Source organism: Streptomyces sp. 378 (assembly GCF_030124145.1).
Classification (GTDB): domain Bacteria; phylum Actinomycetota; class Actinomycetes; order Streptomycetales; family Streptomycetaceae; genus Streptomyces.
The window spans coordinates 77001-101012 of sequence record NZ_JASKMS010000030.1 but is presented as its reverse complement, the minus strand read 5'-3'; the positions used below and the strand labels follow the sequence as shown (position 1 = coordinate 101012).

Annotated in this window: 18 protein-coding genes; 10 read left to right on the top strand and 8 right to left on the bottom strand. The window is 69.4% G+C overall.

Translation table 11 applies throughout. The annotated features are described in order from the left end of the window. Positions 1–20 precede the first annotated feature (20 nt). The 3 genes from QNO09_RS31510 to QNO09_RS31500 form a co-directional block, all read right to left on the bottom strand. The gene (locus QNO09_RS31510) at positions 21–2252 is read right to left on the bottom strand and encodes a hypothetical protein (protein WP_283973656.1); all 2232 of its coding nucleotides are present in this window, start codon (positions 2250–2252) and stop codon (positions 21–23) included. Positions 2253–2390: 138 nt separating this feature from the next. Then, on the bottom strand, positions 2391–4886 hold the full coding sequence (locus tag QNO09_RS31505; RefSeq protein WP_283973655.1) for a DUF6603 domain-containing protein: 2496 nt from the start codon (positions 4884–4886) through the stop codon (positions 2391–2393). A 649-nt stretch (positions 4887–5535) separates the two neighbouring features. Further along, the gene (locus QNO09_RS31500) at positions 5536–6366 is read right to left on the bottom strand and encodes a universal stress protein (protein WP_283973662.1); all 831 of its coding nucleotides are present in this window, start codon (positions 6364–6366) and stop codon (positions 5536–5538) included. Between the two features lie 314 nt (positions 6367–6680). Here QNO09_RS31500 and QNO09_RS31495 point away from each other — a divergent pair, with 314 nt between their 5' ends. From QNO09_RS31495 to QNO09_RS31480, 4 genes are all read left to right on the top strand, one after another. Beyond that, positions 6681–7208 carry a cation-transporting P-type ATPase gene (locus tag QNO09_RS31495; RefSeq protein WP_283973654.1) on the top strand — a complete coding sequence of 176 codons (528 nt, stop codon included), beginning with the start codon at positions 6681–6683 and terminating at the stop codon, positions 7206–7208. After that, positions 7148–7291, top strand: a complete 144-nt coding sequence (locus QNO09_RS31490; protein ID WP_283973653.1) for a P-type ATPase actuator domain-containing protein — start codon at positions 7148–7150, stop codon at positions 7289–7291. Before QNO09_RS31495 ends, QNO09_RS31490 begins: the two co-directional genes overlap by 61 nt. Further along, positions 7288–9456, top strand: coding sequence for a cation-translocating P-type ATPase (locus QNO09_RS31485; protein ID WP_283973652.1), 2169 nt, complete (start codon positions 7288–7290; stop codon positions 9454–9456). Before QNO09_RS31490 ends, QNO09_RS31485 begins: the two co-directional genes overlap by 4 nt. A gap of 256 nt (positions 9457–9712) precedes the next feature. After that, entirely contained in the window at positions 9713–10183 is a 471-nt protein-coding gene (locus QNO09_RS31480) for a universal stress protein (protein WP_283973651.1), read from the top strand. A 297-nt stretch (positions 10184–10480) separates the two neighbouring features. On the opposite strand, the gene QNO09_RS31475 is transcribed toward QNO09_RS31480, so the two are convergent. Then, positions 10481–13255, bottom strand: a complete 2775-nt coding sequence (locus QNO09_RS31475; RefSeq protein WP_283973650.1) for an aconitate hydratase — start codon at positions 13253–13255, stop codon at positions 10481–10483. 277 nt (positions 13256–13532) lie between these two features. Between QNO09_RS31475 and gap the strand changes: the two genes are divergently transcribed. Continuing rightward, positions 13533–14540, top strand: coding sequence for a type I glyceraldehyde-3-phosphate dehydrogenase (gene gap / locus QNO09_RS31470; RefSeq protein ID WP_283973649.1), 1008 nt, complete (start codon positions 13533–13535; stop codon positions 14538–14540). Positions 14541–14671: 131 nt separating this feature from the next. Here the strand turns inward: gap and QNO09_RS31465 are convergent, their stop codons facing one another. From QNO09_RS31465 to QNO09_RS31450, 4 genes are all read right to left on the bottom strand, one after another. Further along, positions 14672–15193 (bottom strand): DUF421 domain-containing protein, encoded by a 522-nt coding sequence (locus QNO09_RS31465; RefSeq protein ID WP_283973648.1) that lies wholly within the window; start codon positions 15191–15193, stop codon positions 14672–14674. A gap of 157 nt (positions 15194–15350) precedes the next feature. Next, complete coding sequence (gene secD / locus QNO09_RS31460) at positions 15351–17621, bottom strand: protein translocase subunit SecD (protein ID WP_283973661.1); 2271 nt, start codon at positions 17619–17621, stop codon at positions 15351–15353. A gap of 586 nt (positions 17622–18207) precedes the next feature. Then, entirely contained in the window at positions 18208–18867 is a 660-nt protein-coding gene (locus QNO09_RS31455) for a response regulator (RefSeq protein WP_283973647.1), read from the bottom strand. After that, positions 18860–19846 (bottom strand): HAMP domain-containing sensor histidine kinase, encoded by a 987-nt coding sequence (locus QNO09_RS31450; RefSeq protein WP_283973646.1) that lies wholly within the window; start codon positions 19844–19846, stop codon positions 18860–18862. Before QNO09_RS31450 ends, QNO09_RS31455 begins: the two co-directional genes overlap by 8 nt. A gap of 361 nt (positions 19847–20207) precedes the next feature. On the opposite strand from QNO09_RS31450, the gene QNO09_RS31445 reads away from it, so the two are divergent. The 5 genes from QNO09_RS31445 (at position 20208) to tal (ending at position 23911) form a co-directional block, all read left to right on the top strand. Beyond that, positions 20208–20534, top strand: coding sequence for a TraR/DksA family transcriptional regulator (locus QNO09_RS31445; RefSeq protein ID WP_283973645.1), 327 nt, complete (start codon positions 20208–20210; stop codon positions 20532–20534). 61 nt (positions 20535–20595) lie between these two features. Then, positions 20596–20967 carry a TraR/DksA family transcriptional regulator gene (locus tag QNO09_RS31440; RefSeq protein WP_283973644.1) on the top strand — a complete coding sequence of 124 codons (372 nt, stop codon included), beginning with the start codon at positions 20596–20598 and terminating at the stop codon, positions 20965–20967. Positions 20968–20971: 4 nt separating this feature from the next. Next, entirely contained in the window at positions 20972–21760 is a 789-nt protein-coding gene (locus tag QNO09_RS31435; protein WP_283973643.1) for a rod shape-determining protein, read from the top strand. Between the two features lie 186 nt (positions 21761–21946). Continuing rightward, positions 21947–22756, top strand: coding sequence for a helix-turn-helix transcriptional regulator (locus tag QNO09_RS31430; protein WP_283973642.1), 810 nt, complete (start codon positions 21947–21949; stop codon positions 22754–22756). Between the two features lie 39 nt (positions 22757–22795). Further along, a complete protein-coding gene (gene tal / locus QNO09_RS31425) occupies positions 22796–23911 on the top strand; it encodes a transaldolase (protein ID WP_283973641.1) in 1116 nt (371 codons plus the stop codon). Positions 23912–24012 lie beyond the last annotated feature (101 nt).

The window sequence follows — 24012 nt, the reverse complement described above, 5'->3', positions numbered from 1 at the left end:
GCGGGAACGGGATGTGGGGCTCAGGGCCGCGAGAAGCTCTGCGCCTGCGGGGCGTTGATCATCTGCAGGGCGAACTGGGCGGAGGAGATCTGCTCGACATCATGCGCATCGGACAGGGCGGGGACCAGCGCGTCGCCGCTGCCGTAGACGTTGAGGACATCGTGGCCGCCGGGGCGCAGGAAGCGGTCGAAGCGACTGTCGCCGCGTGACGGCGGCGGGAACTCGCCGTCTTCCTTGGGGTAGCCGATCCGGTCACCGCTGATCTCGCGCAGCTGAATGGTGCCGACGTCGCCGATGCCGAAGCACAGGCCGCGCGGCGGCTCCGCGAGCTCGAAGCGGTCGATGAGCTGCGGGTAGAGCAGGAGCTGGATCTCGGTACCGTAGAGGGCCGAGCGCAGCGGCTCGACGGCGTTCTGCCCCGCGTAGGCGGTGATGACGGCCTTGGGCCAGTTCGGGACCAGGGTGGAGTTCAGCAGCACCGCACAGGCTGGCACCGGGCCTCCGCCGGTTGCCAGGGCGTTGAGGTCGGCGTCCAGGGCGTGGCCGACACCGACACTGAGAGCGCCGTCCACGGCCGCCCGCACCCAGCCGGGGTCGACGTAGGCGAAGCGGATGCTCTCGCTCGGGCGCATCCGCTCGTCGGGGACCAGGTGCGACAGGCCCAGCATTTCAAGCCGGCGCAGGGCGTCGAGCCAGCCGGTGATCTTCTCGAACTGGCTGGGGGCGGCTTGGGTGAGGAGGGCGGCCACGCCCGGCTGGGACACAACGGCGCGCGCGTCGGCGATGGTGCGGCGGGTCCCGGTGGCGTTCGTTCGGCGCCGGCCGGCGCGTAGCTGCGGGCCGGCTTGGTCCACGGCCCGGGTGAAGCGGGTGCCGTCGCCGTCCAGGAGCATCCGGTCGAACGCTTCGAAGGCCAGTGGCGCGGTGAGCTGGCGGCCTGTGACCGCCGTCACGGACTGTGAGGCCAGTTCCGGGTGGGAGGCCAGGCGGCGCGCCGCGGTGCGGGCGGCGGAGCGGAACTCCAGCAGCGCGGTACGGAACTCGGCGTCAGCGAGGGCCAGGGTGCGCCCGGCGGTGAAGGCCGCGGCGTAGGCGGTGTCGAAGACGCCGTACTGCTGAAGGTAGATCAGCGCCTCGCCCGCCGATTCCAGCCGGGTGGAGCCGGGTGCGGGAAGGTCTTGGGCCGGCTGGGCGGTGAGCGGTCCGCGGTAGAAGGCGAACGTGCGCTCACCGGTCTCCAGGCGCTGTGGCAGGGCGACGGCGCCCCTTTGCATCTGGCCCAGGGCTTCGGCCTGCGGGCCGGACGGGTTGGCCGGCGCCTGCGTTGGGACGCGCAGGAGCAGTTCGGGGGCGGGGCGCGTCGTGGTGCCGTCGGTGGTGGCCAGGTGCTGGCACAGGTCGCCGAAGCCGATGCCGGAGTCCGCTTCGGTGGTGAAGGACCAGCAGGTGAGGGAGACCAGGCGCACGCCTTCGGGGGGCGCGGGGTCGGTCAGGTAGTCGTCGAAGCCTTCCAGGGAGACCAGGTGGGCGACGTACCGCCCGCCCTCAGCGGCGGGGAAGCGGTTGGCGACCAGGACGGCATTGAGTTCTGCCTCGTCCGGCGGCGGGTCCTCGCCCGCCCGGGTGGCGTCGGGGCGTCCGCCCTCACGCACATGTGCGAGGTAGCCCATCTCCACAGGCTGTGGTTTGACCGCGTCGAACAGGGCCGCCGGGACCAGGATTGTGGCGCACTGCTCCTCGCGCTCATCCTGCCGCATGCAGTCCCTGTCGATGTCGGGCACCTTGCCCTCGCCCAGTTCGCCGTCAAGGAGCTGGTCCACGGTGCCGGTCTTGACGTTGCCGACGGCGTGGGGGTCCTCCTCGCACAGCTCGCCTTCCCGGAACAGGAGCAGGGCCATCCACGGGACTTCGCCCGGATGGTTGCCGAGCTGGCGGCTCCATGGCAGGGCGGGTGAGTCGAGGTTGATGTGCGGGAGGGTCTGGTGGTAGGTGCCGACGGCGTCCGGGACCGGGAAGCAGGCGTTGATGCCGATCGGGTTGATGCTGAAGCGCGGCTGCACGACGTCGAAGGGCTGTGGCGTGGCGTTGATGATGCGGTCGTCGCCGTCGACGTCCTTGAGGACCTGCTGGTTGTCGATGATGTAGCGGCCGGCATACAGGGAGGGGATGCGGTGGTCGAAGAACCGGGTGCGGTGCTGGGCCGTCGGCGCGCTGGTGCGCGGTCGGGTGCCGGAATCGGGCGTAGTGGTCACAGGGCATGCCTCTCGACAGGACAGGACACGTCGGCAGGAAGGGGGGCGCGGGCCGAGCACGGCGTGGCATACCGGTGCCGCGGGCAGAGTGGTTCAGCCAGAGCCGGCCCGCGGTCTCCCGCAGGCCGGCGGCCGGGGTCAGCCGGCCGGGCCCAGCATCGGTTCGGCGGTGAACGCGGTGCCCGCGGCGTGCGCGTAGCGGCTCAGGTCGGTGTCGGGCGCGCCGGGGTTGGCGCCGAGGTCCGTGAGGGCCCGGGCCAGGGCGGTGCGGTTGTCGTGCGTGGCGGGGGTGTCGATGCCGTCCTGGATCGCCGCGATGACCCCGCCGGGCCGCAGCGGCGCAGGGCCAGTGGCGGGGTCATAGGCGAACAGGGGCTGGTTGCCGTCGGGGGCGATCGGGTCGAAGGAGATGCCCTTCTCGTCGATGAACCCGGTGGAGGTGCCGTGCTCCTCCGGTGGCGAGACCAGTCGCACGCCGATGATCCGCCCGGGGATCAGTCCTTCGCCCGATGCGTCGGCCTCGGTGCCCCACAGGCCGTTGGGGACACTGCCGCGGATCACGGTGTGGGCCCAGTCCGTCAGGCTGTCCTCGTCGCCGTTGTAGGTGAGCCACACGCGCAGCTCGCTGCCCTTGCCCCTGGCCTGCATGGGCAGGATGTTCACCAGGCTGTCGTCGGTTTCGACCGCAGTGGTGCTGCCCTGGTCCAGGTACACCGCGCTGACCGGCGCCTGGGTGTCGGCGGTGAAGGTGAAACCGCCGTTACTGACCAACCACGGCTTGACCGCGCCGCGGGTGGCCGGGGCCCCCTCGCCCGCATACCCGGCGACGGGGGTGGTGCGGACCATGTTCTCCGGCGGCGGCAGCATGCCCTGGAAGCCGCCCCAGTCCAGCGCGGGCGCCTGGCTGCGGCGGTCGGCACCGAAGCCGATGGTGAAGGAGATGAACCACAGCTCGACGGTGGCCTCACCGCCCACCGCAGGGCCCCACACCCGCACACTGACCCCGACCTCGATTGAGATCTTGATCCTGACGAACCACACCTTGATGGTCGCCGAGACCCCGACCCGGATCCCGATGCCCACATCGAAGTAGAAGGGGTTCCACTCCAGCAGCGCGTCGACTTTCGCGGTCAGCCAGGCCCGCAGCATCCCCGAGTGGAAGCTGACGTCCAGGGCGCCACCGGCCATCAGGGACTTGGGGGTGAACGCCGCGTAGGCGCTGCCGGTGATGTTGACCGTCGAGCCGAGGCCCCAGGTCAGTCCGGCGGGCTGCTGCTTGGGGTAGCGGGCGGGCAGCTCACGGCCGGCCGGGATCGCGCCGAGCATGAACGCGAAGTCACCGGCATGGGCGTGGTTGCCGAACCAGAACTTCATGCCGACGCCGCCGCGCAGCTTGCAGTTGGGGTCGATGAGGAAGGTTTTGTCGGTGAAGGCCGCGCCGATGCTCAGTTCCCCGGCCGCCGGCCGCAGGGTCGCCTCGATGCCGATCTCCACCCGGGCGATCTTCCAGTCGCTCTTGGTGGGCAGCTGCATACCGGCCACGCCGAGGAGGCTGATCGTCAGGTCCGAACCGGTCTGGACCAGCGCCATCGCGCGGCCGCTGAAGGTCTGGAAGCAGTCGAAGGCCAGACCGGCGGCGAACCACAGGTCGCCCTCCTGCGGCCGCACCCACGGTTTGGAGCCGCCGATCAGCCCTCGCAGCACCTCCAGCGGATCGACCTCGTCGCCGTCGGCGCCGATCTCGCCCGGGTGGTCGAGCGCGAGCAGGAATGGGAAGTCGTCCAGCGCGTCGGCTGTAGGCACCCGCACCCGGCTGTTCCAGCCGAAGCCCGCAGAGATACCGCGCACCTGGAAAAGCGGCGGGCCGAACCCGACCTTGCTGCCCAGCGACCCGTACGCGAACAGCGACGGCTCGGTGCCGCTGCCGTCGGGGATGACGTAGGCACCCATCGCGGAACCGTTGAACGCACCGGTGTCCACCAGCAGCACCCCGCCGACCACCGTCGAGTACCCGTCGGTGTCCTCCGGCAGCGCGGTCAGCGCCCCGGCGATCCGCAGCGGAGGGTTCACGTAGTCGACGCTGATCCCGTTGTCACCGTCCGGCGCTTCGATCGGTGACCAGCCGCGCACCGCCGGGGACCCAAGGAGCCGAACCCCCATACGGCGCCGCACGCCCGGGCGGGGGGTGAGGATGCCGGTCTCGGTGACCAGCGCCCGCGGGGTGCGGTCCTCCTCGCGTTCGGCAGCGGTCCGGCGGCGGACCGGGGGCAGCGCCCGGCCCAGGCCGTCCAGGCGCCCCGGATCGGTCTGCGGTGCGGGGGCGCGTCCGGTCAGCTTCAGGACACGGCCCTCCACCACCGCCCAGGCCCCCGGGGGCAACCCGTTGTCGGCCGGGGAGCCGTCGACCAGCACCAGCCTGCGGCCCTCGCCGACCTCGGCAGTGGCCAACATCCCGGTCACCAGCTCGCCGTCGGCGGTGAAGGCGACCCGTACCGGCACCGGGACCGGGGATGCGGTTGTAACGGCCTTGCCGAGGATCGACCACGCCGTCGGATCGCACACCGCGCCGTCCATGCGCAGGACCCCGCCGGGGAACACCAGGCCCGCGGCGTCACCGAGGAAGGATGCCGGCACTTCGACCGCGCTCCCCGCAGTCGCCTGGTCGAAGAGTTCTCGGATCTCATTCACACGTGCTGTCACAGAACCAGCCCCCGAATCTTCACGGCAAAAGGAAGCACGAACAGGCACCGGCCCCGGTCATTGGGCACGAATTGTCCGCTACGGCGAGACTGTCAGTCGGATACGTTGGGTGTCTATGCGATTACGAAGAGTAGCTAGCATTGGCTGAAAGGCAGCACCCATCAATCAGAGCCAGACACCAGGTTCAAATGAGCCCAAGGCCCATTGGCCGGGAGAGGCTCGGACTGCAGCCACTCAGCGCCCGGGCGCCGCAGTGCCGTGGCGCCGTCGGCTGCTGAAGCCAGAGAGCGACGACGGTGGAAGCGAACGGGCGCCCTCCACTCCGACGGCTCGGGTCAGTGCTCCTCCGGCAGGCGAGGGATGTGCCCCAAGCTCAGCAGCCCTGGCGAAGGGGCTGCTGGGGGCTGTGGGGTGAACGGGGTGACGCCTGGCCTCTTTTTCAGCCACGGTCAATCGTTAGGTCAAAGATGGTGAGATCACGTCCACCGGCACACCTTCCGCACCCGCACCGAGGCACGCATCAAGATCGCCACCTGGATCACCGACTTCTACAACACCAGGCGGCTACACAGCGTGTGCGGGTTCAAAAGCCCGATCGACTATGAACGCGAGTACCGGGCCACCCTCGCCGAGGGACTGGCCGCATAGATCGTCTCCACGCTGCGAGGGGATTGACAATCAGCGCCTCCCGCGTCCCGGCGTGGACAACCTCGCGCTTCACGTTCACGCCCGGGTAAGTGTCCTGGCGGCCGGCGAGCGCCTCGGAGAGTAGACGCTCCTCCCCCGCGGCGAGCGCTCCCGGCTCGTTCGCGTACGGCATCGCCTCATCTTGCGGCGCCGGCATCGGTGCGTTCCAGGTGGTCCAAGCGTGCAAAGCAACGATGCCGACCCCGCGCAGTGCCGCCTCAGCGAAAGCGAAATCAACCGCCCCCGCACCGGCCGACGAGCCATCGACACCCACCACGATCGGCCCGGCTTCCTCACCTTGCTCGCGGGCGACCAGGACGGGGCACCGGCCGTGAGCTGCCAGGTGCACGGCCGTCGATCCCACCATCAGGCCGACGAAGCCCCCCATCCCTCGCGTCCCGACAACCACGAGTTCCGCGGCACGGGATTGCGCCTCCAGGACCGTGAACGGTTCACCGGTCACCACAGCGCGGGAGACATCGACCTCAGGTGCCACCGTCCTGGCGCGCTCATGCGCCTCGGCCATCAGGCGTTCAACCATGTTGCGCAAGCCGCTCTCAGGCGGGCCTGGGAAAGATCGGCCCAGCGGTATGTGCATGGCGGGCCAGATGAACGCATGCACCAGTCGCAACCCTGCGCCGCGCCACCGTGCCTCCCGTGCTGCCGCCTCCACAGCGGCCAAACTCGAGGCTGAACCGTCCACGCCCGCCACGACCAGACCGCTCATCATGCCTCCCGTATCCGTACCTTCTAGGTTGACTCCGGCGACTGCCCGCTGCCAGAGGATCAAGAGACCAACGCCTTGGCCCGGGGGCCTCCGCCCCGCACCCAGGCGCAGGGGCGCCTATCAACCAGATAGCGGTTCAGACGCGAGGCCATCGAAACGGTCCGGACGGTGCGTTGTGATCGAGGGTGACCGGCTTCGAAGGGGGTTGGACGGATCGAGTGGTGGGTTTCGACGGCCAGCGGCTGCTGTAGAAAGCAGTCCCGCAACGCTGGGCCCGTACTGCGTCAGCGGCCGGTCGCAGAAACAATGAGGGCATGGCTCCGTCGACGAGCGCGGGACTGCCGCCCTCCTGGCACGCTTTGCCTGCCCGTGAAGTGGCCGCCGGACTCGATGTGGATCCTTCCTCTGGGCTGTCGTCGGCTGAGGCGGCCCGGCGGCTTGCGGAGTATGGGCCGAACCGGCTCGCCGAGGCTCCGCGAGAGCCCGGGTGGCGGACGTTCTTACGGCAGTTTCAGGACTTGCTGATCGTCATCCTCCTGGTTGCGGCGGCGGTCAGCCTGGTGGTGTCCCGGGAGTGGGAGACACCGGTGGCGATCGTGGTCGTGGTGTTGCTCAACGCGACGATCGGGTTTGTGCAGGAGTCTCGCGCCGAGGCCGCGCTGGATGCCCTGCGGCAGATGACCGTGACCACCGCCACCGTCCGACGTGGCGGCCGACTGGTGCGGTTGGACGCCGAGGTACTGGTACCCGGGAAGTGGTCGTCCTGGCGGCCGGTGACCGAGTGCCTGCGGACGGCCGGCTGTCCTCGTCGAGCTCGCTGGAAGTGCAGGAATCCGTCCTGACGGGTGAGGCTCTGGCCGTGGCGAAGTCAGCGGATGCCACCGTCGGGGCCGAGGTGCCACTGGCAGACCGGGTGACCGGGTGACCGCGGTGTACATGAACACGGCGGTCACCCGCGGTCGCGGCGAGGCCCTGGTCACCGACACCAGCATGGCCGGCGAGACCGGCCGCATCGCCGACATGCTCCACCAGGCCCAGCCGGGTCCGACACCGCTGCAGCGGCAGATCGACGCCCTGAGCCGCACCCTGGCTTGGGTCTCCGGGGTGGTCATCGTCGCGGTCTTCGTCCTGGGGCTGGTGCGCGGGCAGGATTTCGGTGATCTGTTCGTCAGCGCCGTGTCCTTGGCGGTTGCGGCCATCCCTGAAGGACTGCCGGCCGTCGTGGCGTTCACGCTGGCCATGGGCACGGGCCGGATGGCCAAGCGAGGGGCGATCGTCAAACGGCTGGCATCGGTGGAGACCTTGGGCAGCACCTCGCAGATCTGTACCGACAAGACCGGCACACTGACCTTGAACCAGATGACCGCAGGCGAGCTGCTTCTGGCCGGGCGCCGGTTCACGGTCTCGGGGCGGGGCTACTCCTTCGACGGCCGTATCCGTACCACCGACGGCTCTCCAGTGCCGCCCACCATGGACGATGTGTTGCCCGCGATGGCCCTGTGCTCCGATGCCGTGATCCGGGACGGGCAGGTAGTGGGGGATCCGACCGAGGGCGCGCTGGTGGTGCTGGCCGAGAAGGCCGGCATCGATGTGGCCCGGCTGCGCCAGGAGCGGACCCGGCAACTGGAGATCCCTTTCGACTCCGCTTACAAGTTCATGGCGACGTTCCACGGCTGGACCGATGGCACCGGCCGCGAGGTGATCCGGTGCTTCGTCAAGGGTGCCCCCGATGTGCTGGCCGACCGTGCGGACCGCTACCTCGGCGGCGAGAAGGTCCTACCGTTCGACCAGGAAGCCCGGCAGCGGTACGACCAGGCCAATAGCGCCCTGGCCGGGCAGGGCATGCGGGTGCTGGCCCTGGGGGCGGAAGACTTCCCGGCCGAGGAATTCCAGGCTCCCGCCGCCCCGAAGGAGCTGCTGGACCGGGTGGTGCTGCTGGCCCTGGTCGGCATCGTTGACCCACCGCGCGCGGAGGCGCGTACGGCGATCGCCGAGTGCCGCGACGCCGGGATCCGGGTCCGGATGATCACCGGTGACCATGCGATGACTGCCGGGGCCATCGCCGGTGAACTCGGGATCCCGGGGCAGGCCATCACCGGCGCCGAACTGGACCAGATCGACGACGACGCCCTGCCCGGCCGGCTCGACGAAGTGGGGGTGGTCGCCCGCGTATCGCCGGAGCACAAGATCCGGATCGTACGGGCACTGCAGGCACGCGGGGACGTGGTCGCCATGACCGGCGACGGAGTCAACGACGCACCAGCACTGCGCCGGGCCGACATCGGCGTAGCGATGGGCGTCACGGGCACGGAGGTGACCAAGGAAGCCTCGACGATGGTCCTGACCGACGACAACTTCGCAACCATCGTGGCCGCCGTCCGAGAGGGCCGGGGTATCTACGACAACATCGTGAAGTTCGTCCGATTCCAGGTCTCAACGGCCTTGGGCTTCGTGACCACGTTCCTGGTCAGCTCGCTGACCGGCCTGGCAGGCGGCGCCCCGTTCACGGCGCTGCAGATCCTCTTCGTCAACCTGGTGATGGACGGCCCGCCGGCGATGTCCCTCGGAGTCGACCCGGTCAGCCCGGATGCGATGAGCCGACCCCCATGCCCGACCGGCGAACCCATCCTCAGCAGAAAGCGACTTGCCCGGATCCTGCTGACCAGTACGGTCATGGCGGCAGGCACCCTCGCGGTGCTGACCTGGGCGCCAGGCCCGGAGGCGGAACCGGGACAGGCCACCGTCGCGGGCACCATGGCCTTCGTCACCTTCGTCTTCTTCCAGGTCTACAACCTGCTCAACGTCCGGCACGACACACTCAGCGTGTTCAGCAGGCGGACGCTGGAGAACCCCTCGATGTTCGTCGCCGGTGCCGCTGTGATCGTACTGCTCGTCCTCATTGTCGAGATGGACGCCCTGCACGGCTTCTTCACTACGACCAACCTGACCTCCAGCCAGTGGCTCGTGTGCGCAGCCGTCGGCTCGACCATCCTGTGGGTCGGCGAGCTGGTCAAGATTGTGCTCCGGTCCCGTGCCCGCCGTAGCACACGCTCACAGACCATGCAGCCACCGCCCGCCGGAACACAGTGATCTGTCGGTTTCTTTGACTGCTCAACCACTGGCCAACGTGGGCGCGCAGGCGTCGCGATGCGGTCACGGGATTCGCGGCGTGTCGATCTGCTCAGGCTGCGCGTCACGACCGGCGACCGGCTGGACGCGCCGACCGGAACCGACTCCTACCCACTCGCCGGATCGGCGGGGGTGTACCTGTCGGCTGCGTTTGTATGGCGAATCGCCCCCATGTCGCACAGTGTGGACGCATATGAGAAGAGAAGGGGCAGATGTCATGGGGAAGCAGGATGCGGCCTTGCATGTCGTGGTGGGTGTCGACGGGTCGCCTTCGTCGCATGCCGCGCTTCGGTGGGCGGTCCAGTATGCCGAGTTGGTCGGCGGCGATGTGGTGGCAGTGGCTGCCTGGGAGTTGCCCTGGGCGTACGGGTGGTCCGCACCCGCGGTGGACCCCACTTTCGACAGAACCATCGCCGAGCAGGGCCTCGTCAACCAGGTGCACCAGGTTCTTGGCGAGTCCGGTGCCGCCAAGGTGCGAAAACGTCTGGTGAAGGGCAATCCCGTCGAGGTGTTGCTCAGTGAGGCGGAGGGGGCCAAGGCCCTCGTGGTGGGCAGCCGGGGGATGGGCGGATTCCGTCGAACGCTACTGGGCTCCGTGAGTCAGCAGTGTGCGCTGCACGCCACGTGTCCGGTCGTCATCGTTCGTGGGACCGTCGAGATGACGGACTCCGGCGCACTGGCCGAGTGAGGCAGGGCTCGTCAGCGGACAGGCCCCTTGGCGGCCCATTCCCACGGTGCACAGTCCCTGCTCTTGGCGTACGTCTCCACGAGGGTTACCTGGCCAGGGGCGCGGCTGGTGAGCCGTAGATGCACCGTACTCCAGGCTCGGGCTGAGCATGACGGGTGCTTCGCACCCCTGCACCGGTCGCGGAGGCGGGCGACGACATCGCTGCCGACCGGCCAGGAGGCGGCCGGTTGCCGCTCATGGACGGCTTTGTGGTGTCAATGTTTCGGGAAGACCCGCGGTGCCGTTCTCGGCGCGGTGTCATGTGGGGAGCAGTGCGCGCAGGGCGTAGGGCAGGATGCCGCCGTGCCGGTAGTAGTCGGCTTCCGTGGGCGTGTCCAGGCGTACACGTGTGGTGAACCGCGTGGTGCCGCCAGCCCCTGTCGCTTCGACGGTGATGACCTCGCGGGGCAGCTCGGCCAGGCCGTGGATGGTGTAGGTCTCCTCACCGGTCAGGCCCAGGGAGCGGGCGTTGTCGCCGGGGGCGAACTGCAGCGGCAGGACGCCCATCCCGATGAGGTTGGAGCGGTGGATACGCTCGAACGACTCAGCCAGGACGGCCCTGACGCCGAGCAGCGCGGTTCCCTTGGCGGCCCAGTCCCGGGACGATCCGGAGCCGTATTCCTTGCCGGCGATGACGAGCAAGGGGACGCCCTCGGCGGCGTACCGCATCGCCGCCTGGTAGATCGTGGTCCGTTCGCCGTCCGGCAGGTGCCGGGTGTAGCCGCCCTCGGTTCCGGGAGCCAGCAGGTTGCGCAGCCGAATGTTGGCGAAGGTGCCGCGGATCATCACCTCGTGGTTGCCCCGGCGAGAGCCGTAGGAGTTGAAGTCTTCGGGTGCGATGCTATGGGCTTGCAGGTACTCGCCCGCCGGTGAGTCCCGCTTGATGGTGCCGGCCGGGGAGATGTGGTCGGTGGTAACCGAGTCGCCGAGCAGGGCCAGTACCCGGGCACCGGTGATGTCGTCCGGTGGCTGTGGCCTGCGGGGCATGTTCTCGAAGTAGGGCGGCTTGCGCACGTAGGTCGAGGCGGGATCCCAGGCGAAGAGGTCACCTTCGGGGGTGGGTAGGGCCCGCCACTGCTCGTCGCCGGTGAACAGGTCCGCGTAGCCGTCGGTGAACATGCTCGGCCGCAGGCTGGTGGAGATCACATGCTGGATTTCGTCCTGGGTGGGCCAGATGTCGCGCAGGTGGACGGGGTGGCCGTCGCTGCCGGTACCCAGCGGATCGCGGGTGAGGTCGACGGCCATGGATCCGGCCAGCGCGTAGGCGACCACGAGCGGCGGTGAGGCCAGATAGTTGAGTTTCGTCTCGGGGTGGATACGGCCTTCGAAGTTGCGGTTGCCGGAAAGCACGGACGCCACGACGACGTCGGCGTCGGCGGCCGCCCGGGAGACTTCACTGATCAACGGGCCGGAGTTGCCGATGCACGTGGTGCAGCCGTAGCCGACCAGGTCGAAGCCGAGCGTGTCCAAGTACGGAATCAGACCCGCGCGTTCGAAGTAGTCCATCACGATCCTCGACCCCGGCGCGAGGCTGGTCTTTACCCAGGGCTTGGACCGCAGGCCGCGCTCGACGGCCTTCTTGGCCAGCAGCGCGGCGGCGACCATCACCTGGGGGTTGGAGGTGTTGGTGCACGAGGTGATCGCGGCGATCGCCACAGCGCCGTGCCCGATCTCGAAGCTGCTGCCGTCCTCCAGCGTCACCGGGACGCGCGCAGGCGTCTGTGTCGGGCCCGGTCCGGTCACATCGAGGCACCCTGGCTGGTCGCCGGGGTGGCTGCCGGTAACGGCCACCGGATCGGACGCCGGGAAGGACTCCACGCCGCTCTGGTCCAGCCCGACCGGGGCCGCGTCGCAGGTAACCTCACCGTCCAATACGGCGCGCAGGACCCGCGAGGCGTCCGCCAGGGCGATGCGGTCCTGGGGTCGTTTGGGCCCGGCGATCGACGGGATGATGGCCGACAGGTCCACTTCGATGGTCTGTGAGTAGTCAGGGGTGTGGCTGGGGTCGTGCCACAGTCCCTGCTCTTTGGCGTACGCCTCCACCAGCGCTACCTGACCAGGGTCTCGGCCGGTGAGCCGCAGGTAGGAAAGGGTCTCGGCGTCGATCGGGAAGATCGCGCAGGTGGCGCCGTACTCCGGGCTCATATTGCCGATGGTGGCCCGATTGGCCAGCGGCACCTCGGCCACGCCCGGTCCGTAGAACTCCACGAAGGTGCCCACGACACCGTGCTGGCGCAGCCGCTCGGCGATGGTCAGCACCAGATCGGTGGCGGTGCTCCCTTCGGGCAGCACGCCGGTGAGCCGCACGCCGACGACCTTGGGGATGAGCATGCTCACCGGACGGCCGAGCATCGCTGCCTCTGCTTCGATGCCTCCCACCCCCCAGCCGAGAACGCCGAGCCCGTTGACCATGGGGGTGTGGGAATCGGTCCCGACCAACGTGTCGGGGAAGGCCGTGCCGTCCTCCGCGAACACCACCCGCGCCAGGTGCTCCAGGTTGACCTGGTGGCAGATTCCGGTGCCCGGGGGCACGACGCGCAGGTTCCGCAGGGCGCTCTGCCCCCAGCGCAGGAACTGATAGCGCTCCCGATTGCGCCGGTACTCGAGCTCCACGTTGCGGCCGAAGGCCGCCGGGGAACCGAAGTGGTCGGCGATCACCGAGTGGTCGATCACCAGCTCCACAGGCCGCCGGGCGTCGATCAGCGCCGGATCGCCGCCGAGCAACGCCATCGCCTCGCGCATCGCCACCAGGTCCACGATGCACGGCACCCCGGTGAAGTCCTGCATGAGCACCCGCGCGGGGGTGAACTGCACCTCGGTCGCCGGCTCCGCGGTCGGGTCCCACCCGGCCAGCGCCGTGATCTGGTCGGCGGTGGCGGTGCGGCCGTCCTCATGGCGCAGCAGGTTTTCCAGCAGCACCTTCAGGCTGTACGGCAGCCGTTGAAACTCGGACAGGGCGTCGAGCCGGTGGAGCGAGTAGGAGGTGCCGTCGACATTGAGTGTGCCGCGGGCGGCGAAGCTGTCCAGAGACATGCGTGTGCCTCCTCAGCACGGATCGGCGGCGACCGGCGCAGGACGGGGACTACTGGGCGTCCCTGTCGGACCCGCGCGCCCCCAGACGGGCGGAACGAACCACGGTCAGTTTCGACCGCGCGTACCCGGCCCGCAAATGCTGCGAATCCGGACTTCAGCGCAGGGGGTGCGAGGCGCCGCCAGCTTGTGCGCCCCGTCTGCGCGCCGAGAGGAGGGGTGATAGGACGGATCGGGGGCCTCGTCCGCATTGCCTGGGAAACGGTGAAGGAGATGCCGGATGGCGAAGATCGCGATCAACGGGCTCGGACGCATCGGACGGGCCGCGTTCAAGATTCTCCACGACCTCGACGGGGTCGAGGTGGCTGCGGTCAACGACCTGGTCCCCGCCGAGAACCTGGCCTACTTGCTCACTCACGACACGGTCTACGGACGCTACGGGAAGTCCGTCACCGCAGCCGGTGACGCGCTGGTCGTCGACGGACACACCGTCCCGCTGTACAGTCGCCGCGACCCGGCCGAGCTGCCGTGGCGTGAAATGGGAATCGACCTCGTCCTGGAGTGCACGGGTGCTTGCCGGCGCGAGGAGGATCTGGCCGGGCACTTGTCCGCGGGTGCACGGTTCGTGATCCTCTCGGCGCCCGCCCGAACCGAGACGATGGCCACCGTGGTCCACGGCGTGAACGCCTCGCCGGCCGGTCGGCAGATCGTCTCCTGCGCGAGCTGCACGACCAACTGCATCACTCCGGTGGTGGAGGTGATGGACCGCAGAATCGGCGTGGAGCGGGCCGTGATGACCACGGTCCACGCCTACACCTCTACCCAGCAGCTCATCGACGGGCCCAACAAGGACTTCCGGCGCGGCCGGGCCGGGGCCGCCAACATGCTTCCCGCCTCCACTGGTGCCGCGCTCGCGACCACCAAGGCACTCACGGATCTGGCGGGCCGCTTCGACGGCGTGGCCCTTCGGGTTCCGATCCCCGTTGGATCGATCGCCGACATCGTGCTCGTCACCGCCCGCTCGACTTCCCCCGAGGAAGTGAACGACCTCTTCCGTGCGGAGGCCACCACCGACCGCTACCGCGGCATCCTCGGCGTGTCGGACGAGCCGATCGTCTCCAGTGACATCATCGGTGATTCCCGTGCCTCGATCGTCGACGCGGCGATGACCCGGGTCGTGGACGGCACCCTGGTCAAAATCATGAGCTGGTACGACAACGAGTGGGGCTTCACCCACCAGATGGTTCGCGAGGCGCTCTCCGTGCTCGGCGTCGCTCGACCACGGTGAGACCACATTCCGCGCCCGAGCGGGAACACGGTGAAGGCACCGGGCACCGGATCAGTGCCGTTCCGGACTCGCCGCGCTATGGCGCAGCCTGGGCCGCGCCGCCCAGCCGGGACTGGCTGTGGTTTGCTGCCTTACGGCATTTCGGGTCGGGTCGGCTCGTCGGTCTCTGTACCGTTCTGGCGGAGGAGGCTGATCATCCCGTTCGGTTCGAGGTAGGCGCGCCGGACCTGAGAGATGTCCTCGATCCCGTGCAGTCGCAGCTGGACCGTGACCTCGCTCCGGGTCATCAGTTCCCGCCGCATGACCTTGTGATTGAGTCGGCCGTCTTCGATCAACAGCCGGGGGCGGGCCTTGATGACGCGGCTCAAGCGGGGCCACCGGTAGGCCACAGCGTCCAGCACCAAGCTCCAGAGAATGACCGCGGCAGCCAGGATGACGCCGTCTGTGATGGAGTGGTTTTCGCCCACCAGACCGGGGGCGACCGCCTGCGCGACCAGTACCACAAGGAAGACATCGGTGAGCCCCAGGCCACCGGCCTCGCGCTGTCCGGCGGCCCGCATCATCGCCATCAGCACCAGGAAGGTGATCGTGCCCCGCAGGAAAATCTCCAGGACCGGGGTGCTCGGGACGAAGACCGCGTTCCAGTCAGGCATGCACCGAGATAACCACCTCACGGTGGCGCCCCCTCGGCGACGCGCGAGGCGCTTTGCCGCACTGATCGCAAACCCGCCCGGCCCGCCGCCAGGAGGTCGGGGCGTCCCCGGAGGCGCCATGCTCCGGGGCAGAGCATGACGCCTCGCGCCTACCGCGTCAGGGAGTTTCCGTGCTCTGAGTGCCCGCTCCGCGGGTGGTTCCCGGTGGCGGGGTGCCGCGGGAGTGGAGTTCGACGGCCAGCGGTGCTGCGGTGAACATCGAGGAATAGGTGCCGACGACGATGCCGATGAGCAGGGCGAGGGCGAAGTCGGTCAGGGAGTCCCCGCCCAGCAGGGCGAGCGCGGACAGGATGAACGCCGCGCCCATGCCGGTGTTGATGGTGCGCGGAACCGTCTGCAGGATCGCGGTGTTGGTGATGCGTGCGAAAGGTGTCTTACGCGGCGCGGCCGCGGTCTTCCTGCCCGCCCACAGTTCCCGGATGCGGTCGAAGACGACGACGGAGTCGTTGACCGAGTAGCCGATGACGGTGAGCAGGGCGGCCAGGAACACCCCGTCGATGGGCTTGCCCAGCCAGGCGAACACGCCGATGAGGATGAGCGCGTCGTGTGCCATGGCGGCGGCCGCCGCGGTGCCGAACGTCCAGCGGAAGCGGACGGCGAGGTAGAGCAGCTGGGCGGCGAGAGCCGTGGCGAGGGCGATGACGGCGCCGCGGCGCAGCTCTGCGCCCAGACTCGGCCCGATCAGTTCGTCCCGTGTTTTCTCCGCGGTGCCGGCGAGGTCGCCGATCGTCTCGGTGATCCGGGCCTCCTCGTCGTTCGAGAGCTCGTCGGTGCGCACGGTCAGGGCGTCTTCCCCGGAGGTCTGGACGACGGCGCGGGGGAAGCCCGCGTCGGCCAGGGCATCCCGGGCCCGGTCGACAGACACCGGTGCGCTGGTGGAGTACTCGATGAGCCGGCCGCCGGTGAACTCCACTCCGAAGTTCAGCCCGCGCGCCACGATCCCGGAGGAGGCCAGGACGAGGGCCGCGGCGGACAGGGCCAGCCAGCGGCGCCTGTGGCGCATCAGGTCCGGGTTGCGGCGGGAGAGCCAGTCGCGGACCGTGCCGGTGCCGGCGATACCGGTGAGGCGGGGACGTCGTCGTACCGCGCGGCGGGCGACGGCGAAGTCGGCGAGGACGCGGGTGATCACCAGGGCGCTGAGCATGGAGGCGAGGACGCCGATGCCCAGGGTGACGCCGAAACCGCGCACGGGACCGGAGGCGAGGAAGAACAGCAGTCCGGCGGCGATGAGCGTGGTGATGTTGGAGTCGGCGATAGCGCTGAAGGCGTTGCGGAATCCGGCCGTCAGAGCGGAGCGCAGGCCCTTGCGGCGGCGCGTGGTGTATTCCTCGCGGGCGCGTTCGAAGACGAGGACGTTGGCGTCGACCGCCATGCCGATGGCGAGAACGAACCCGGCGAGCCCCGGCAGGGTCAACGTGGCACCCAGGGCGGCGAGAGCGGCGTAGGAGATCAGTCCGTAGCAGGCCAGTGCCAGGACGGCCAGCGCGCCCATGAGCCGGTAGACGGCAATCAGGAACAGGGAGGTCAGCACGGTACCGATGACGGCGGCCTGCGCGCTGGCCCGGATGGCCTGAGCGCCCAGCGTGGGGCCGACGGTGCGCTGTTCGACAGTCTCCACCGGCACCGGCAGGGCGCCGCCGTTGATGAGCAGGGCCAGTTCCCGGGCCTCTGACTGGCCGAAGGATCCGGTGATCTGGGTGCTGCCGCCGGTGATGCCGGTGCGGCAGGCGACCGAGGGGTCGACCTGCGGGGAGGAGATGACCTTGTCGTCCAGCACGATGGCGACGCGGCGCGTGGGATCGCCTGCCGGGGCGCAGGCTGCCGCACCGGTCAGATCCGCCCAGCCGCCCGCGTCTTTGAAGTCGACGCTGACGAACCAGCCGCCCACGCCCTGCTGGTCGATCCGCGCTTCGGCGCCGTCGACGTCGGCTCCCGTCAGCGCGGGGGGTCCTAGGCGCAGCCGCTGTCCGGATTCGTCGGGCAGCGTGCGTTCCTTTGGCCGCTCGGTCGGTGCCTGTCCGGGTTCGGCCGTGCCGAGCACGGGGTGGAAGGTGAGCTGGGCGGTACGGCCCAGGACGTCGGCGGCCTCACGCGGGTCCTGCACACCGGGCAGTTCGACGATGATCCGGTTGTCCCCGGAACGGGCGATGGCCGGCTCGGCGACGCCGAGTGCGTCGACGCGGCGGCGCAGCACCTCCAGGGTGCGATCGGTTGCCGCCGAATCTGCCTCGGCGGTCGGCGAGTCACGGGTTTCCAGCACGATCTGGGTCCCGCCGCGCAGGTCGAGGCCGAGGCGGACCGGTACGGCCGCGGCGATGTAGAGCGACAGGGCAACAACAGCGAGGGCGAAGAACGCCCGTACACGCATGGCGCGCGTCAAGAGTGCCTCCAGCAGGCATACCGCAGCCGCCCCGGGCGGCGCGGAAGAGGACAAGGGGAGATGTCAGGGGCCGGCTGGAGACGGTGGCGCCCGCCCGCTGTGCCGCACGCTGTACTCAGGAGGCCCGGCCGCCTCGGGCTCGTGCGCCGACAGTGCCCCCGGCTCGGGGCGCGGCGGCACGGGGCATCGTGGGACGGGCGGGCCCCCGGTCGGCGGAGCGTGCCGCTCAGCGGTGGTGTCGCGGAGTACTCGCGCCGGGACACCCCAGCTCGTGGTGCATGTGTCGTCGGTGTGCGGGGCGATACCGCCGCCGCTTCCCTGAGCCACCAGGGGGATCGAAGTCGTTACGCCGCTGGAAGAGGCGGGAGCTGCGGTGCCGAGAATGCTCAGAAGGCCGAGGAAGGCGACCAGTGCGGGCAGCAGCCTGCCGACGGTGTCCGCGCGGCGTGGACAGCCGCATGGGGTGGCGGCGCGACGGGGCTGGGCCATACGCCGCCTCCTTCTCAGGCTCTGGTCGTCATACCCCGATCCGGCACGTGGAACCGGGGGCAGGTTTCGCGAGGTGCAGGCGGTTTCAGGGTTCGATCAAACCCGCCCGAATGGCATAACGAGTCAGCTCCAGACGGTCGCGCAGTCCCAGCTTCTGCAGCAGGTTCGCCCGATGGCGCTGCACGGTCTTGACACTGATGAACAACGTCTCCGCGATCTCCTTGGAGGAATGGCCCTCGGCGACGAGTTTGAGGACCTCCTCCTCCCGGGCGGTCAGCACGCGGTCCGCAACCTCCTCGCCACGCCGGACGCGGTCGAGGTAGTTGCGGATGAGCGCGGTGACCGCTCCGGGGTAGAGAAACGACTCGCCCCGCATCGCCGCCCGGCAGGCCGCGACCAGATCACGGTCGGCCACCGACTTCAGGACGTAGCCGCAGGCTCCGGCTTTGAGTGCCTCGAAGAAGTACTGCTCGTTGTCGTACATCGTCAGCATCAGGATCCGCAGCTGCGGTTGGCGGGACGACAGTTCCCGCGCGGCCTGCAGCCCCGTCATGCGCGGCATGGCGACATCCAGGACAGCCAGATCCACTTCGTGCGTGCGGGCCAGGGCGATGGCCTCCGCGCCGTCACCGGCCTCGGCTACGACCTCAAGGTCGGGTTCGCCATCGAGGATGAGCCGCACCCCGCGGCGGACCAGGGCATGGTCATCGGCGAGCAAGATCCGGATCGGGGCCTGGTCAGCCATGATCGACGTCCTCTTCCTCTGCGGTGGGCACGGGTTTCTTGACGGTGGGTGCGGACAGGACCACATGGGTGCCATCGGTGGTGCCGGTATCGATCTCGAGCGTGGCGCCGATGAGCAGGGCGCGTTCGCGCATGCCGCGGATCCCGGCACCTTCCCGGGCGATACCGATGCCTCGGCCGTCGTCACTGATGCCCAGCACCACGGCACCGTCGGTTCGCCGCAGCCTCAGCTCGACGCGTTCGGCTTCGGCGTGGCGGGCGACGTTGGTCAGCGCCTCCTGCGCGACCCGGTAGAGCACCAGTTCGGTCTGCGGGTCCAGAGGCGGCAGGTCAGCGGTGAAGTGGCGGGTGATCTTCAGTCCGGTGTGGGTGGCGAAGTCGTTGGTCAGTGCCGTCAGCGCGCTGATCAGACCGAGGTCCTCCAGGACGCCGGGGCGCAGCCGGCGCGCGAGCCGGCGTACTTCGTCGAGGCTTTCGCGGGTGGTCTCCTGCACCTGCTGCAGTTCGGCGCGCAGGGGCTCGGGTGCCTGGTCGGCTGCTCGCTTCAGTCCCAGCAGGACCGCGGTGAGGCTCTGCCCGACCTCGTCGTGGAGTTCCTGGGCGATGCGCTGCCGCTCGGATTCCTGGGCGGACAGGGCGCGAGCGCTGCTCGCGGCGCGTTCGGCCTCCAGCCGGTCGAGCATGGCGTTGAAGGTGCGGATCAGCTCGGCCACCCCGCCGTGTCCGGCCACAGGCAGTCGCTGGCCCGGGCGCAGCAGGTCCACCCTGGTCATCAGCCGGGTGAGACGGTCCAGCGGGGCCAACCCGATACGCAGCAGGGCGGCGTTGGCCACCAGCATGACGATCAGTCCGCCGACCAGGATCACCGCCTCGGTCAGCAGCACCGGCACCGAGACGGTCACCGGTGCCCACAACAGCAGCGCTGTGGCCGTACCGAGCACCACGGCGTTGAGCCCGAAGATCCGCCAGAACAACGACACCGCCTGTCGAGCCTCCTTGTGGCATACGCCCCTAACACCACTATCCGTCAGGTGGGTCCGGGCTCACCTCGCTTGCATCCCGCGCCGGCTTTGTATCAGCCTGTCCGGGGCGCGGTGTGCGCGTCGATGGGGTGCGATACCCATCTCCCCTGGCGCCTGCATCACCGAGCTCCCTGCAGATGGGTATCGAGGCCGATGGCTTCCCCTGACCGGGCCGACCAGGGTGGAAGCCATGAACCAGACGGCCGCCCCACCAACACGGCCGCAGGTACCTGTGGCACGTAGCCCACCGAGCCCTCCGCGATGCCGCGGAGGTGCGCCACGGGCCACCGCCCGCCCCGATGTGAAGGGACTGCTTTCCATGCCGCTCGACGCCGCCCGCCGTGAGTTGGGCTCTGAACGTCTCACGGCGCATGAGGCCCGGCAGCGTCTTGAGCACGAGCGCGACTCGCGGCTCGTCCAGCTCACCGCGATCGACGAGGCCGGACCTGAAACGAACGACCATGTCATGGCCGTACAGATTGACGCCTTGCAGCGCGTGCTGAGGGAGATCGACGCCGCCTTCCGTCGCATCGAGGACGGCACGTACGGAACGTGCCAGGACTGTGCCCAGCCCATCCCCGTCGAACGACTGGAGATCCTGCCGTACGCGCGCTGCTGCGTCGGATGCCAGCGCCGAATTACCTGATCGCAGCTGGCCGGCGGTATGTGGAGCGAGTTCCTTTTCCCCCGTGTGGAGGCATGAGGAAGTGAACAACCAGGTCGTCGGCGCCGACAACGCGGGCCTGCGCCCCCGGGATCTCGCCGGGCTGCGCGAGAGCCTGCGTGAGCAGCGTCTGTTCCGCGAGGAGCAGCTGCGGCAGATCGCATCGCCCTCCCAGACGCGGGCCGAGGGGGTACGCGGGCGGCAGGCGGCCTCGCAGATCGAGGTCCACGTCAAGCTCGCCGCCTCCGCCCGTATGGTCCTCTCCGACGTGGAAGCGGCGCTTGAGCGGATGGACCAGTGCCGCTACGGCGGGTGCCACCTGTGCGCGCAGCCCGTCGCCCTGGCCCGCCTGAAGATCGTGCCGCAAGCCCGCTGCTGCGGCCGCTGCCACCAGCTCCGAGCAGCAGGACGGTGACCGTATGTCCGTGTACTTCGCACCCGCTGATGGCTCCACCACCTGGCCGGTGTGCCGGCGGTGTCCCGGGATCGCCCTCGACCTGGGCAGCTCCCGCACCCGCGCCTGGTTGCCCGGCCGCGGGATCATCCTCGACGTCCCCACCATCACCGTCGAGGGCGTCGCAGGCTCCCACCCCATCCAGCGCGGCACCATCGTCGACCCCGAGGGCACCGCACGGATGCTGCAGCGTCTTCTGGGCCACCGTATTCCCCGCCACACCCGGCCCCTGATCGCCTTGACTACGCCGGTGCTGGGCGGCATCGCCTACCGCAAGGCAGCGCGGACCGCACTGGAAGTTCTCCGACCACGCACCGTGTTGACCATCCCCACCGCCACAGCCGTGGCACTGGGCGCCGACGCGGACATGAGCCGCCCCCTGCTCATCGTGGACATCGGCGCCCATCTCACCGAAGTCTTCCTGCTCACCGACGGTTCGGTCGCCGATGCTCACCGCACCGCCCTGGGCACCGACGACCTGGACCAGACCACCACCCACCGCACCATCGCCGACGCGGTGACCGGCACGGTGACCGACATGCTCCGACAGGACCACACCACGCAGACCCTCGACGCCGTCCAAAGCGGCGTCCTCCTGGCCGGCGGCGGCGCCCGGCACCCCGAGTTCGCACGCCGGCTCTCGCTCGACCTTCACGTGCCCGTGCGGCCACTGCCCGCCCCGCACACCGCCGCCCTTCGCGGCGCCGCGAAGATCCTGCGCTGCACATCACTGCGGCGGAACGGGTGCCCGTAGGGGCCGGCGTGGGCGGCGCTGACCGGCTGTTTCGCGTGCTGGCGCGGTTCGCTGGGCATGACATGCTCCTCGCCAGCGGAGTTTCGACAATGAGTTTTGGACTTATTTATGAAAGAGGTCAATCTGCCAGGCACAGAGCGTGGAGTGCTCCGATTACGCATACATGGATTGGAGTATCGTGGATGTATGACCACTGACTCGACCTCGGCTTCGCCTCAGGTCCCCGCCGCTTCGGGGGTAGAAACGGTCTCGGTACTCGCGGACGAGGTGCGCCGCAGGCTGTACGGCTTCATACGGCGCGCCCACAGGCCGGTGACGCGGGAGGAGGCAGCCGCCGATGCCGGGATCTCGGCCAAGCTGGCCGCCTTCCACCTGGACAAGCTGGTCGCGGCCGGGTTGCTGAGCTCCCATTACGACAACCCGGGCGGCGTCCGCAGGGTTGGCCGCAAGCCCAAGCTCTACGAGCCGGCCGACACCGACATCCGCATCTCCATCCCCGAGCGCCGCCCCGACGTCCTCGCCGAAATCCTCATCGACGCGGTCCTCGACCAGCAGCAGGGCGAGGACGCGCAGTTGGCCGCACTGCGCACGGCCCGCCACCGGGGTGAGGAACTCGGAGCCGCGACACGCGCCAGCACCCGTCCCGGCCGTCTGGGGCCCGAGCGCTCTCTCACGCTTTCCGAGTCAGTGTTGGAGGAGTACGGCTTCGAGCCCGACCGGCAAGCCCCGACCGAGGTGCGGCTGATGAACTGCCCCTTCCGTCCACTGGCCGCCCGATCGCCCGAGTTGGTGTGCGGAATCAACCACGCCTTCCTCGGCGGCTTCCTCACCGGGCTGCAGACAGCCGGGATCGACGCGGTCCTCGCCCCTCACCCGGGACGGTGCTGTGTGGAACTGCGCGCCGCGGCCAGCAGTGCGAACGTGCCCGGCCCTGCCACTGGGGCGTGCGCGAAGGAGGTCTGTGCCCGGTCCGCAGAGGATCCGGGCGGCACGTAGACGGGCGGCATCCCGCGAAACGACGCAAGGGAGAAGATCATGAGTGAGAACCTGGACCGGCTGGCCACCGAAGGCGTAGCGGTCTGGCTCGATGATCTGAGCCGTGAGCGGCTCGCCGGTGGCGGGCTGGCCGACTTGGTACGTGACCAGCAGGTGGTGGGCATCACCAGCAACCCGACGATCTTCGCCAAAGCTATCCGCTCGGGTGCCCGCTACGACGAGCAGGTCGTCGATCTGACCCGGCGCGGGGTGCGGGTCGAGGAAGCCGTCAGGCTGCTGACGGCGTTCGACGTGCGCTGGGCCTGCGACGTCCTGCGCCCGGTGTACGAGGCCAGTGACGGGGTGAACGGACGGGTTTCCATCGAGGTGGACCCGCGCGTCGCCCACGACACGCAGGCGACGATCGCCGAGGCACGGGCCCTGTGGTGGCTGGTGGACCGGCCGAACCTGTTCGTGAAGATCCCCGCCACCCAGAATGGCCTGGAGGCGATCAGCACCGCGCTCGCGGAGGGCATCAGCATCAACGTGACGCTGATCTTCTCCCTGGACCGCTACGACCAGGTCCTTGGCGCCTTCCTTGACGGTATGGCCCAAGCGCACGCGGCGGAGCGTGACCTGGCGTCCATCGCGTCGGTGGCCTCCTTCTTCGTCAGCCGGGTGGACACCGAAATCGACAGCCGGCTGGACAAGATCGGCACACCGGAGGCGCTGGCCCTGCGCGGGCGGGCCGCGATCGCCAACGCACGCCTGGCCTACCAGCACTTCGAGCAGGCGAGCGCATCCACGCAGTGGCAGACGCTGGCCGCGGCGGGAATGCGTCCGCAGCGCCCGCTGTGGGCCTCCACCGGGGTGAAGGACCCCTCCTACGACGACACCCGCTACGTCGACGAACTGGTGGCGCCCGGGGTGGTCAACACCATGCCCGAGCAGACCCTGCGCGCGGTTGCCGACCACGGCCGCATCCAGGGCGACACCATCCACGGCACCTATGAGGCATCCCAGCGGGTACTGGATGACCTCCAGGCTGTCGGGTTGTCCTACGACGACGTGGTGCGCGTGCTGGAGGACGACGGCATCGCCAAGTTCACCGCATCCGGCAACGAGCTGTTCGAGCAGTTGGACGCGGAACTGCGGGCCAAGCGCCAGGCCACCTGATGTCGTCGGCCGTCGACCGGACGCCCCGGCGGCCGACCCTTTCATGACCACGACCGCAGACACACCGCAGAACGAAGCAACAGGCGGCAGTGCACCGTCAC

Excerpts from the sequence above, each read along its gene's own strand:
- QNO09_RS31500 (WP_283973662.1), bottom strand. The coding sequence starts at position 6,366 with ATGAGCGGTCTGGTCGTGGCGGGCGTGGACGGTTCAGCCTCGAGTTTG.
- QNO09_RS31495 (WP_283973654.1), top strand. The coding sequence starts at position 6,681 with ATGGCTCCGTCGACGAGCGCGGGACTGCCGCCCTCCTGGCACGCTTTG.
- QNO09_RS31480 (WP_283973651.1), top strand. The coding sequence starts at position 9,713 with ATGGGGAAGCAGGATGCGGCCTTGCATGTCGTGGTGGGTGTCGACGGG.
- QNO09_RS31475 (WP_283973650.1), bottom strand. The coding sequence starts at position 13,255 with ATGTCTCTGGACAGCTTCGCCGCCCGCGGCACACTCAATGTCGACGGC.
- gap (WP_283973649.1), top strand. The coding sequence starts at position 13,533 with ATGGCGAAGATCGCGATCAACGGGCTCGGACGCATCGGACGGGCCGCG.
- QNO09_RS31465 (WP_283973648.1), bottom strand. The coding sequence starts at position 15,193 with ATGCCTGACTGGAACGCGGTCTTCGTCCCGAGCACCCCGGTCCTGGAG.
- secD (WP_283973661.1), bottom strand. The coding sequence starts at position 17,621 with ATGCGTGTACGGGCGTTCTTCGCCCTCGCTGTTGTTGCCCTGTCGCTC.
- QNO09_RS31455 (WP_283973647.1), bottom strand. The coding sequence starts at position 18,867 with ATGGCTGACCAGGCCCCGATCCGGATCTTGCTCGCCGATGACCATGCC.
- QNO09_RS31445 (WP_283973645.1), top strand. The coding sequence starts at position 20,208 with ATGCCGCTCGACGCCGCCCGCCGTGAGTTGGGCTCTGAACGTCTCACG.
- QNO09_RS31435 (WP_283973643.1), top strand. The coding sequence starts at position 20,972 with ATGTCCGTGTACTTCGCACCCGCTGATGGCTCCACCACCTGGCCGGTG.
- QNO09_RS31430 (WP_283973642.1), top strand. The coding sequence starts at position 21,947 with ATGACCACTGACTCGACCTCGGCTTCGCCTCAGGTCCCCGCCGCTTCG.
- tal (WP_283973641.1), top strand. The coding sequence starts at position 22,796 with ATGAGTGAGAACCTGGACCGGCTGGCCACCGAAGGCGTAGCGGTCTGG.